The sequence below is a fragment of the Pseudomonas sp. GG8 genome, from assembly GCF_052976945.1.
This window is the reverse complement of record NZ_JBRIIP010000001.1, coordinates 1,772,280-1,784,416: the sequence shown is the minus strand read 5'-3', so window position 1 is coordinate 1,784,416 and position 12,137 is coordinate 1,772,280. Positions and strand designations below refer to the sequence as shown.

11 protein-coding genes and 1 pseudogene are annotated in these 12,137 nt (G+C 58.7%); all 12 read right to left on the bottom strand.

Features of this window, described 5'->3' with window-relative positions; all coding sequences use genetic code 11:
- Positions 1-10: 10 nt before the first annotated feature.
- Complete coding sequence (gene phnF / locus ACVBEG_RS08715; protein WP_219060709.1) at positions 11-715, bottom strand: phosphonate metabolism transcriptional regulator PhnF; 705 nt, start codon at positions 713-715, stop codon at positions 11-13.
- A 34-nt stretch (positions 716-749) separates the two neighbouring features.
- On the bottom strand, positions 750-1,538 hold the full coding sequence (phnE, locus tag ACVBEG_RS08710; protein WP_322179633.1) for a phosphonate ABC transporter, permease protein PhnE: 789 nt from the start codon (positions 1,536-1,538) through the stop codon (positions 750-752).
- 73 nt (positions 1,539-1,611) lie between these two features.
- Positions 1,612-2,622 (bottom strand): phosphonate ABC transporter substrate-binding protein, encoded by a 1,011-nt coding sequence (phnD, locus tag ACVBEG_RS08705; RefSeq protein WP_322179634.1) that lies wholly within the window; start codon positions 2,620-2,622, stop codon positions 1,612-1,614.
- Between the two features lie 57 nt (positions 2,623-2,679).
- Entirely contained in the window at positions 2,680-3,513 is an 834-nt protein-coding gene (gene phnC, locus ACVBEG_RS08700) for a phosphonate ABC transporter ATP-binding protein (protein WP_322215758.1), read from the bottom strand.
- A 173-nt stretch (positions 3,514-3,686) separates the two neighbouring features.
- A complete protein-coding gene (locus tag ACVBEG_RS08695) occupies positions 3,687-4,451 on the bottom strand; it encodes a methyl-accepting chemotaxis protein (protein ID WP_407074630.1) in 765 nt (254 codons plus the stop codon).
- Positions 4,452-4,541: 90 nt separating this feature from the next.
- Positions 4,542-5,579, bottom strand: a pseudogene (locus ACVBEG_RS08690) (HAMP domain-containing protein); the annotation flags it as partial.
- A 171-nt stretch (positions 5,580-5,750) separates the two neighbouring features.
- A complete protein-coding gene (locus ACVBEG_RS08685; protein ID WP_447107578.1) occupies positions 5,751-6,743 on the bottom strand; it encodes an oligopeptide/dipeptide ABC transporter ATP-binding protein in 993 nt (330 codons plus the stop codon).
- A complete protein-coding gene (locus ACVBEG_RS08680) occupies positions 6,740-7,765 on the bottom strand; it encodes an ABC transporter ATP-binding protein (RefSeq protein WP_322179638.1) in 1,026 nt (341 codons plus the stop codon). Before ACVBEG_RS08680 ends, ACVBEG_RS08685 begins: the two co-directional genes overlap by 4 nt.
- 2 nt (positions 7,766-7,767) lie before the next feature.
- Entirely contained in the window at positions 7,768-8,667 is a 900-nt protein-coding gene (ddpC, locus tag ACVBEG_RS08675; RefSeq protein ID WP_322179639.1) for a D,D-dipeptide ABC transporter permease, read from the bottom strand.
- Between the two features lies 1 nt (position 8,668).
- Complete coding sequence (locus ACVBEG_RS08670; RefSeq protein ID WP_322179640.1) at positions 8,669-9,685, bottom strand: ABC transporter permease; 1,017 nt, start codon at positions 9,683-9,685, stop codon at positions 8,669-8,671.
- Between the two features lie 108 nt (positions 9,686-9,793).
- A complete protein-coding gene (locus ACVBEG_RS08665) occupies positions 9,794-11,350 on the bottom strand; it encodes an ABC transporter substrate-binding protein (protein WP_322179641.1) in 1,557 nt (518 codons plus the stop codon).
- 223 nt (positions 11,351-11,573) lie between these two features.
- The gene (gene ddpX, locus ACVBEG_RS08660; protein ID WP_322179642.1) at positions 11,574-12,134 is read right to left on the bottom strand and encodes a D-alanyl-D-alanine dipeptidase; all 561 of its coding nucleotides are present in this window, start codon (positions 12,132-12,134) and stop codon (positions 11,574-11,576) included.
- Between the last annotated feature and the right edge of the window lie 3 nt (positions 12,135-12,137).

The following is a 12,137-nucleotide window of genomic DNA, read 5'->3' as shown; positions in this document are numbered from 1 at the left end:
GGCATCTCCATCATGTGATGACCTGATATTGGAAACGGTCCGAGCGGCTGGTGGACTGCGCAAGCTCCACCGGCTGGCCGGACGAATCACGGGAAAGGGTAAAAACGCTGAGCGCGGGCAAATGACGGGGCATGAGCAACAGACCCGCCTCCTCACGACTCGGCAGGCGCGCGCCAATCAGGCTGAATGTGCGGGTCAACGGCAGGTCGCGCTCAGCGAAAAACTGGCGCAGCGAGCCCCCGGTATAAGGCGCCAGCAGCTCGGTTCGGCTGGCGCAGTAACGGTGGCGGATCAAGCTCACGGGCTGACCGTCGACCATGCGCAATGTTTGCAGCTCAATCAGCGGTGCCTGATCGGCCAGTCCCAGGTGCCTCGCCTCATCGCGGTTGGCCAGGCAACTACGCCGCTGCAGCAGCCGGGCTTCAACCCCATGCCCGAGCGCCGATAACGACTGGCTATACGCGCTTTCTGCAACCAGCGGATAGATCAGCGGACGCTCCAGGACCTGGGTGCCACGGCCCTGGCGACGCAACACGCTGCCATCGAGCACCAACTCATCAATGGCGCGGCGCACGGTATGCCGGTTGACGGAAAATCGCGCGGCCAGGCGGATCTCCGCTGGCAGGTAATCCCCGGCCCGATAATCGCCGAGCTCCCGGCGCAAAGTGTCCGCCAGTTCGCGGTAAACGGGTTCAATTTGTCTAGACAACTGCATGGTTTAAAAAAAGCGCCGTTTGGCACCCTCTCCGTTAAATGAACTGTTTACGCAGGCGTTGCGACAGGATGTCGATCACGCTCACCACGACGATAATCACCAGCAATACGGCGCAGGTCTGGACGAACTGGAAAGACCGGATGTTCTCCCAAAGGATCACGCCAATCCCCCCGGCACCGACCATTCCGACCACCGTGGCCGAGCGTACGTTGGACTCGAAGCGATACAGGGCGTAGGAAATCCATAGCGGCATGACTTGCGGGATGACCCCGTAGATGACTTCTTGCAGAGCACTGGCGCCGGTAGCGCGCACGCCTTCGACGGGGCCTGGATCAATGGCCTCGACCGCTTCAGCAAACAGCTTGGCGAGGACCCCCGTGGTGCTGATCCACAACGCCAGAACGCCAGCGAACGGGCCCAGACCGACCGCGACCACAAACAGCATCGCGAACACCATTTCGTTGATCGAACGGAACGAGTCCATGACTCGGCGCAATGGCTGATGAATCCACCACGGGGTGATGTTCTCGGCGCACAGAATCCCCAACGGCACCGAGCAGACAATCGCCAGCACCGTGCCCCACAGTGCGATCTGCACCGTGACAATCATTTCTTTGAGGTACGAGCGCCATTCGCGGAAATCTGGCGGGAAGAAGTCACCTGCGAAGGTCGCCATGTTCCCTGCATCGCGGTACAGCGCCAGCGGGTTCATCTCAGCGCCATGCCAGGCCCAGGCCAGCATGGCGAGGAACAGGCCCCAGCCCACATATTGCGGCCAGGTACGTTTGCCGACGGCTTCAGCATGTGCAGCATTGGAAGTCATAAACGGCTCTCAAATAGGGCAGCCATAAAAGGCTGCGATGACGCGACGCGCGGGGGCGTCGCGTCGGCAGGCGTCAACCGGCGCTGGCGCTGGAGGTGCTCTTCTTTTCCAGCTTGGTGATTCGTTCTTGCAGCTTGGCCAGACCCGCATCGAGCTCTTTCAGTCGCTCGGCTTTTTCTTTGGCGTCGAGGGTGGTGCTGGCATTGACTTCGGTGCGCTGCTTGAACAGATCAAGCTGGCGGATCGGCAGTAATTGATCGTCGGAGGACGGCAGGAACTTGCCCAACTGCATCTCTTTGAGTACAGCCTTCTCGTGATCGGTATCGCCGTAGGTGGCGAAGAACTCGCGAATTTTTCCCTTGTCGACATCCGACAGACCTTTGTTCCAGACCATCGGATCGGCAGGGATCAATGGCGACTTCCAGATGACCTTGAGCATGGCGGCCTGGTCCGGTTGGGTAACGACCAGACGGTCCCAGCTTTCAGTGTTAAAAGTGGCAACGTCGAGTTGACCTTTGGCCACGCTCAAGGCGTTCACTTCATGGCTGGAGTTGAGCGTACGTTTGAAGGCGGTGGCGGCATTCACATTGTTCTTGGCGAAGACGTAGTAGCCCGGCACCAGGTAACCGGAGGTGGAGTTTGGATCACCGTTGCCGAAGGTCAGGTCCTTGGCGTTTTTGAGCATGTCTTCGACCGAGTTGATCGGACTGTCCTTGCGCACGATCAACAGGCTCCAGTAACCGGCGGCCCCATTGGCGGCGGCAGTCTGGGCAAAGATTTCACCGTTGGAACGGTCCACGGCTTCCATCGCGCCCTTGTTGCCCAACCAGGCGATATCGACCTTATTGAAGCGCATACCCTGAATCAATCCGGCATAGTCGGAGGCGAAGGTCGCGTTGACTTTAAGACCGGTTTTTTTCGACATATCGTCGAGGAACGGCTGCCAGACGCTTCGCAGATTGGTCGAAGACTCGGTGGACATAAGGCCGAAGTTGATGACTTTTTCTTCAGCCTGAGCGGTGCTCAGGAAACAGGTGGCCAGTAAGGCGGCAGACGCGAAAACACGACCCATACGATTCAACATGGAAGGATTCCTGAAGGTGGCGTTGGTTGTTTGTTTTTTAGAGCAACTGCAACGAAATCAGGCCTGCGCAAGCGCCAGTTTTAACGGTCTTTCGGCGCTACGCGTTTTGTCGGAGAACAGAAGACTGCTGTCCAGATCCGCACCGTACAGGTCGTTGAGAAGTTGAGTGCTGAGTGCTTCAGCGGCGCCATCAAAATGAATGCGCCCGGCTTTAAGGGCCACGGCGCGTTGGCAATAACGCACGGCGTAATCCACTTGATGCAGGGTGACGACAACGGTCTTGCCGTCACGGCGATTGATATCGGCGAGGATTTCCATGACCTTGCGTGCGGACTCAGGGTCCAGTGACGCAATAGGTTCATCGGCCAGAATAACGTCGGCCCGCTGGGTCAACGCACGAGCAATCGCCACGCGCTGTTGTTGACCGCCTGAAAGGGTCGAGGCGCGCTGAGTGGCGAGATCGGCCAGACCCACGCGGTCCAGGGACTCCATCGCCCACTGTTTTTCCTGAGTATTGAACAGGCCCAGATTGCCGCGCCAGCCGGGCATGCGCCCCAGACAACCGAGTAACACGTTGTCCAGCACACTGAGGCGATTGACCAGATTGAACTGTTGGAAGATGTAGCCGATATCGGCCCGCAGCTGGCGGACGTTGCCATTGAGGCGGCCTGAGGCCTGCACTTCGCGGCCCAGCACCTGCACCCGGCCGCCGTTGGTGCGATCACAACGCGCGAGCCCCGCCATATGGCGCAACAGCGTGGATTTTCCCGAACCTGAAGCGCCGATCAGCGCGACCATTTCACCGGGTTGTATAGACAACGCAAGATCAATCAAAGCAGCCTTGCGAGCAAAAGTCTTGTTCAGACGGTCGACATGGATAGCTGCGTTCATGGGCTTCTCTGTCTGGTTGAACAGCCTTTGCACGGCTGCGTTTGTGTGCAACTGACAGTAAAGAGAAGGTGTTTCAGGCCCATGAACCGGGGATGACAGTAAGGTAACGATTGGTTGACGGTTTGTAGACGCCTCGGCCCTCTCTGCGAAGGCCGGGGACGTCTAACGCAGACTCAGATGCGGAACGTCCCCACCAGATGCTGCAACGTAGCGGCTTGGTGCTCCAGGTCGGCACAGGCTTCAAGGGTCGATTTCAGGTTGCCTACACCATCCTGATTCAAGGTGTTGATTTGAGTGATATCAACATTGATCGACTCGACGACGGCCGTTTGCTCCTCGGTCGCGGTAGCAACCGACTGGTTCATACCGTCGATTTCGCCTATGCGGCCAGTCACGCTACTCAGTCGATCTCCGGCCTGATTGGCGATGGTGACGCTGGTTTCGCTCTGGCGCTGGCTTTCGGTCATGGTCACTACCGCTTCCCGTGCGCCAACCTGCAACTCTTCGATCATTTTCTGCACTTGCTGAGCCGAATCCTGGGTGCGATGCGCAAGGTTGCGCACTTCATCGGCCACCACGGCGAAGCCTCGGCCTGCCTCGCCCGCCCTTGCCGCTTCAATGGCGGCATTGAGCGCGAGCAAATTGGTCTGCTGCGAAATGCTGGTGATCACCTCAAGAATCTGGCCAATGTTGACGGTCTTGCTGTTGAGGCTCTCAATGTTGACGCAAGACGAGCTGATTTTTTCCGACAATAGATTCATCGCCTGGATAGTCTGCTGCACGACCTTCTGACCATCGCTGGCAAGGTGGCTGGCAGCGCTGGAATGCTGCGAGGCCAAGGATGCGTTTTGCGCGATTTCCTGGGCCGCCGCACCCAGTTCGTTGATAGCCGCAGCAACACTGCTGGTCCGGTTGGCTTGCTCGTCGGAGTTGAGCATGGACGAGTTTGAAGCACACACGACCCGCGCAGCCACCTCGCTGAGATGAGCGGCGGTGTTGGCCACTTCTCGAATCGACGCATGGATACGTTCAACGAAACGGTTGAATGACTGCGCCAACGCGCCGAACTCATCCTGAGAATGGATGGACAGACGCTTGGTCAAATCACCCTCACCGTCGGCGATGTCCTGCATCGCTCGGCTCATCAGGTGCAACGGCTGCATGAGCACACGAATCAGCAGGCCCAACAGCACGATGATAAAGACCACGACCACCACCATGGCGGTCAGCGCCGAAGTGCGGAACTCACTGAGCATCGAATAGGCCGCGTCTTGATCAAGTACCAGCGCCACGTACCAATTCGCCGAAGCAAGGCCGTCGACATGGGTGAAGGAGATGAATTCCGACTTGCCGGGCAAGTCGACTTCAGTAACCCCGGGAGCAATTTTTGGCGTACCGGTCGGGTAGGCATCGCTCAGGTTTTTCAGGACCAGCTTGCTGTCCGGGTGAACCAGAATTTTGCCGTCACCGCTGACGATGAATGCATAGCCGTGACCACCAAAATTCAGAGCGTTGATGGTATTGCTGATGCTGTCCAGCGCGATATCGGCGCCCGCCACCCCGACAAACTGATTGTCATGTTTGACGGGAGTGGCCAGGGTGACCACCAGTTTGCCCGAAGACGCAGCAATATACGGTTCCGTCACGATGGTCGTCCGGGCGCTTTCAGCCGCCTTGTACCAGCCGCGAAGGCGTGGGTCGTAATCCGCAGCGCGGTTGCCCGCCGGGACGGAAAACATCACGCCATCATTACCGCCAAAATAGCTCAGCTGAAAATTATCGACGTAAGCTGGCAGCCCGACCACCCGTTGCAGCGTACCCGGGGATGTGCCGTCAACGGCAATTTGCTGGGCCATCGATTGCAGCAACTGAGTGCGGCTTTCCAGCCAAGTCTGGATGTTATGCGTAGTGAGACTGGCTAACTGTTGCAGTTCAAGAAAAACATTGGCACGCACGGTTTGACGTTGCCGATAGTCATTCACGGCAATAAAACTCGTAAATGCGACAACAATAATTAACGTGGCGGCGAGCAGAATCTTCCTACTGAAACCCAGACTTTTGATCATGCGAGCAAATCCACTACAAGGAATGACAACCGCATATTCGCAACGCAAGTGCGAACAGGGGAATGGCGATGCAGCGTTGTACGGACTTACGCCTTGAAAAGGAAGCCGTTGCTTGAAGAAGACCCGTTTTTTCGACCCGCCGCGTACCCAACCTCCCTCCTGATCACAACATCACAACATCACAGACTCCAAGTGACAGCGCACCAGGCGGTCCCTTGCCTCACCCTTCGTCGCCACCAACGCCTGCGGTTTGTCACAGCCAGCAGTGGCACGCGGGCAGCGGTCGCGGAAGAAACAGCCGGTGGGCAGGTTGCGGTTGCCGGGCAGTTCAGTGGGGGCGGCGACCTGGGCATTATCAATCGGCGCGCCAAGACGTGGCACCGCGTCCAGCAACAATTGCGTGTAAGGGTGCCTCGGGTGATCAAGCACTTCGGCGGCGCTGCCCAGTTCGACTATCTGCCCCAGGTACATCACGGCCACACGGTCGGCCATGTGCCGGACGACGGAAACGTTGTGCGAGATCAGGATGTAGGTCAGGTCGCGACTGCGTTGCAGTTCACTCAGCAAGTTGAGGATCTGCGCTTGCACCGAAATGTCCAGTGCCGAGGTCGGCTCGTCGAGGACGATGATGTCCGGGTTGGACGACAGTGCTCGGGCGATGGCAATGCGTTGCCGCTGCCCACCGGAAAATTGGTGGGCAAAGCGGTCCATGTACTCGGTGCGAATGCCCACTTGAGCTGCAACTTTGGCTGCGATATCGCGCATCTCTCGACGCGGGACGGCGCGCTGGACGGACAGCGGCTCGGTGATGATTTTCCAGATCGGCAGACGCGGATCGAGAGACGACTGCGGGTCCTGGAACACGATCTGCACATTACTGCTGCGCTCGCGGGCGTCGTTATAGATCCAGTCCAGCGTCCCGCTGGTGGGTTTGATCAGCCCCATCAACAGTTGCGCCAACGTACTTTTGCCACAACCGGACTCACCGACCACGCCGAGAGTTTCACCAGCACGAACGTCCAGATCAATACCGTTCAAGGCATGAGCCATGCCCTTGGGACGCCCCAGCCAATCGCTGCCCACCGGGAAATGCACCCGCACATCGCTCAGGCCGAGAATCGCCGCATTGTCGCTGGGCAGTCGTTTACGTGCAGTGCTGATCATGATGTTTGCTCCTGTACAGTCAGCCAGCAAGCGCTCTTGCGCAGACCTTCGGCGTCAATGGCTTGCAAGGGCGGGCGTTTGCTGCAGACCGGCATCGCGTACTGACAGCGGTCGCGGAACGTACAACCTGCGGGCAACGCGGCAAGATTCGGAACCTGGCCAGGAATAGTCATCAGGTCTTCACCCGGCTGCACTTGCTCCGGCAGGCCGCTGAGCAAACCGCGAGTATAGGGATGGCGCGGATCGACCATGACCTCGCCAGTCGCCCCCTGCTCCACCACGGCGCCGGTATACATCACGTAGACCCGATCGCAGAACTGCGACACCAGCGCCATATCATGGGTGATCAACAGGATTGCAGTGCCACGCTCTCGGGCTTTTTCCCGCAACAGCAGCAGCACCTGACGCTGCACAGTGACGTCCAGCGCAGTGGTCGGTTCGTCGGCAATCAGCAGCTGTGGATCGCAGGAAAAAGCCAACGCGATCATCACCCGCTGACGCATGCCGCCCGACAGCTCGAAGGGGTAGCTTTCCAACACCTGCTCAGGGTCGGCAATGTGCATGTCACGCAATAGAGCAATGGCCTTGGCCCGTGCATCGGCCTTGCTCAAGTGCTGGTGATGAATGATCACATCAAGCATCTGTCGACCGATACGGCGGGTCGGGTTAAGCGCAGTCATCGGCTCCTGGAAAATCATCGCGACGTCACGGCCACGGACTTTAAGCAGGTCTTTTTCTTTGGCCGCGAGCATGTCGCGACCCAGAATGTGCAGGCTGCCGCCACTGACGTGGTAACTGCGTTCGGGCAACAGGCGCAGACTGAGCATGGCGGTGACGGATTTACCTGAACCGGACTCGCCGATCACTCCGACGATTTCGCCAGGATTGACGTGCAGCGAAACGCCGTTGAGGGCCTTGACCGTACTGCGGTAAGCGGGAAACTCCACGCTCAGATTGTCGATGGTCAGGACCGGAGTATTCGCGTTCGGCACGTGTGCGCTCACTTCTGGAGAGGTCTGCATGGTCATTTCCCCTGTTGACGCGGATCGAGCAAGTCCCGTACGCCGTCGCCCAGCAGATTGAATCCGGTCGCCGTGACCAAAATCGCCAGGCCGGGGAACGTCGAATACCACCATTGGTCGAGGATGTAGTTACGCCCCGTGGCAACCATTGCCCCCCACTCCGCCGTCGGTTGTTGCGCGCCGAGTCCGATGAAACCCAGGGCCGAAGCCATGAGGATCGCGCTGCCAATATCCAGGCTCAGTTGCACCAACAACGGCGGCATCGCATTGCGCGCCACGTGCCAGAGCACGATGTGCCAGCGCCCGGCACCGAAGGTCTGCGCGGCCTTGACGTAACCCATCTGACGGATGCTCAACGCTTGCCCTCGGGCCAGTCGCACATAGAACGGAATCCGCACCAGAGTGATCGCCAACATGGCGTTGAACAGGCTCGGGCCCAACGCGGCGGCCAGGGCCATGATCAACACCAGCGACGGCACCGAAAGCATGATGTCCATCAGGCGCATGGTCAGGCTGTCAAAACGCCCACCAATGACCCCGGACATGCAGCCCAGCAACCCGCCGATCAGACACGAGGAAAAGGCCACGAACAGGCCGACACCGACCGATTGCTGACTGCCGTATAACACTCGACTGAACAGGTCACGGCCGACTTCATCGGTGCCGAACCAGTGCGCGGCGGAAGGCGGTGCCAGGCGATGCACCAGGTCCAGTGCGTTGGGGTCATGGGGCGCCAGCCACGGCGCGAACGCCATGCACAGCAGGACGACCAGGGAGATCGCCAGGCCCGCCATGGTCAGCGGGCTGCGACGAATCTGGTAGGCCAGGTAGGCGAACCTTTCCCTCCAGCGCGGGGGGTGGGCAAGCGGCGCGACGGTCAGCGGGTTAACGGGAATAGACATGTCAGTTGACCTCGCCAATGCGGGGGTCGATCACGCGGTAGAGCAGATCGATGGCCATGTTGAGCAGTACATAAATGAAGGACACCCAAATCGCGAAGCCCATCACTGCCGGAAAATCCAGGGACTGAATCGACTTGACCACATAAGCGCCCATGCCTGGCCAGGCGAAGACCGTTTCGGTGAGCACCGCACCATAGAGCAGGTCGCCCAGCGTCAGACCCAATACCGTCACCGACGGGATCAACGCATTCGGCAGCGCATGGCGCAGAATTACCGCCCAACGCGACAAGCCGTAGGCGCGCGCAGTGCGGATGTAGTCCTCACCAAGCTGGTCGAGCATCGCCGAGCGTATCTGCCGCGCCACCACCCCCAGGTTGACAAACCCCAGGGTTACAGCTGGCAGGATCAAATGCTGCAGAGCATTGGAGAACAGCGCTCCATCGCCTGCCAGTAGTGAATCGATCAAGTAGAAACCGGTAAAGGTCGGTGGCGGCTCAAGCCCTTCATCGAGACGACCGCTGCCGGGCAGCCAGCCCAAATGTCCGTAAAACAGCACGATCAAGCCCAGTCCAAGCCAGAACGCGGGCGTTGAAATACCGGTGACGGCCAGGGTCCGTGCAATCTGATCAATGGCCCGGTTGTGGTATACCGCAGACAACACGCCCAATGGCACTCCGATCAGTATCGACAGGGTCAGGGCCGCCAACGCCAGCTCCAGAGTCGCCGGAAAATACGCCTGCAAATCTTCGAGCACCGGTCGACTGGTGCGGATCGAAGTGCCGAGGTCGCCCTGCAACAGGTCAAGCATGTAGCGGCCATATTGCTGATACAGCGGCAGGTCCAGCCCCAATTGATGACGGATGTTGGCGACGATGGCATCGCTGGCACGGTCGCCAGCAATCAGTCGGGCCGGATCGCCGGGGATCAGATGGGAAATCGCAAAGGTGATCAACGAAACGCCCACAACGACCAGCAACAGGCCGAACAGGCGTTTGCGCAACATATTCAGGAAGGCCATCAGGCACCTCGGTAACGCTTCGGATCGGCAGCGATAAACGTCTGCCGTGGGCACAACGCTGCAACGACCCACCTTTTACAGGTGGGTCGCTGGAGCGATAACGACGACTTACTTGGTGATGGTGTCGATGTTGAATACTTGCTCAAGCATCGGGTTGAACACGTAACCTTTGACTGCGTCACGCATCGGCAGCGTGTAGCTCTTCTGGTACAGGTAGGCGTAGACACTGTCGTTAAGGACAATTTTCTGCGCTTGCTGATACAACTCGGTGCGCTTGGCGGTGTCGTTGTTCGACGCGGCCTCTCGGATCAGTTTATCGACGACCGGGTTGTCATAGAACGAGCGATTGCCCGCCAGGCCTTGCAGCTTGGAGTCGAACCAAAAGTTCATGAACATGTAGGGATCAGCGAAGTCCGGGCTCCAGGAGCCGATGGCAATATCGAAATCACCCGTGCCCAGGCGCTCACGCAGGGTCGCGTTGGCCAGCTTCTCCAACTTGAGATTGACCCCCAGCGGTGCCAGGCCAGCCTGCAAGGTCAAACCGATAGGCTCCCAGTTAGGGTCCTTGTCCGAATACATGAAGTTTAGGCTGCTGATTTTCTCCGGGACTTTCGCCAGGTCGGCCTTGGCCTTGGCTACGTCCTGCTTCATCGGCGGCAACGCCGGATCGTACGCCCACATGCCCTGTGGGATCGGCCCGTTCATGGGTTTGGCTTTGCCCTTGAGAATGCCGTTAATGATGCCGTCATAATCCAGCGCATCGACGATAGCCCGGCGTGCATCCGGGTTGCTCATCGGTGCTTTTTTGTTGTTAAGGTACAGGTACGTGACCCGCAGCGACGGATAGTCGCGAACCACTACGCCGGCTTTTTTGCCCAGCGCATCAAGCTGGTCTTCGGGCATGTCTTCAATGATGTCGAGGTCACCACGCTCCAGTTGCAATCGGCGTACCGACGCCTCACCAATGATTTTGATCACGACTTTTTTCAGCGTTGGCTTGGGGCCAGAAAAGTAGGTGTTCTGCTCCATGGTCAAGGACTGGCCTTTCTGCCATGAGGTCAGTCGGAAGGCACCAGAACCCGCGGTATGGGTCGACAGGTATGCGTTGACGTCGTCGGTCTTCTTGGCGACATCCGGGTTGATGATCGCCCCGCCGTTATGCGCAAGGGTATAGAGGAACGGCGCATACGGTGCTTTCAGGGTAAAGCGCACGGTCATCGGGTCGACCACCGCCACCACCATGTCGTCGGGGAACGCACCGGACGGGCCTTGCTTGAGTTTCATCAACCGGTCGAAAGAAAACTTTACCGCGTTGGCGTCCACTTCGGCGCCATCATCAAACAGGTTTCCGGTTTTGATCTTGAATTCCCAGATCAAGCTGTCGGCTGATGTGGTCCAGCTGGCGGCCAGATCACCTTGCACCTCGGTGCTGCCCTTGCCGTTCTCGACCTTGTAGGCCACCAGTTTCTGGTACGCCGGATAGGTCACGGTCCAGTCGTTGTTATCAATGGTCACGGCCGGGTCGAGGGTCTGCGGGTCGGCGGGTTTGCCGATCATCAGCGTGTCTTGCGGCACGGCGGCGCTGGCCGACTGCCAGGCACCGAGACCCAGAGCCGAACACAGCAAGGCCATGGCCAATTTGCGCGGGGTGAAGATTAGATTCATGCCGGTTCCTTGATCATTCGATATGTGGAAGTTCGTCAGGTTTTTTATTAAAGCTATACCGGGCAGTTAAAGCTCGACCACTCGCAATGAGTGTTCGAAAACGGCCAATCCTTGCCTGTTCTGGAAAAGGATTGCACCGAATTTACGCCGGGATTCATTGTCGTCCCGGTCATGTCAGGCTGTGTCACAGTCAAGCAGGTGTCATCTATTCAGTGGTTATCCGTCAGTGGTTGGCCGGACGGATCGAACCGTCGTCAATCAACGGATAGCTCTCGGCGTCGGGCAATTCGTAATGCCACCATTCGCTGGCAATCGGCTGGAACCCGGCGCTCAGCATGATCCCCAGCAGCAACAAACGGTTGCGCTGCACGGCGGTAGGCAGGTCGGCGAAAAACTGGTGAGACTGCTCACGCATGTCATCGAAACCGGTGCCCATGTCCAGCGGCTGGCCGTCGGCGTCGATCAACGTTAAATCGACAGCCACGCCACGGCTATGGTGCGAACCGAGTGTTGGATCACGCACGTATTCCGGGTTAGGCAGCGCCTGCCACAACAACAGTTGGGCATACGGCGGGCGGTAGGCATCGAGGATGCGCAGGCTCAACCCTGCCTGGCGCGCCAGACGGCTGGCCATGCGCAGGCAGCGTTCGGCGTCGCGGTGCAACAAGCAGCGTGGATCTTGATAAATCGGCGTGCCAGCCAGGTTATCGGCGCCAGCGTAGATCAGATCGATTTCGACCTGCAGCGCGTGGGCATCGACTTCGACAAGTAGGCTGCTGTTCACGTA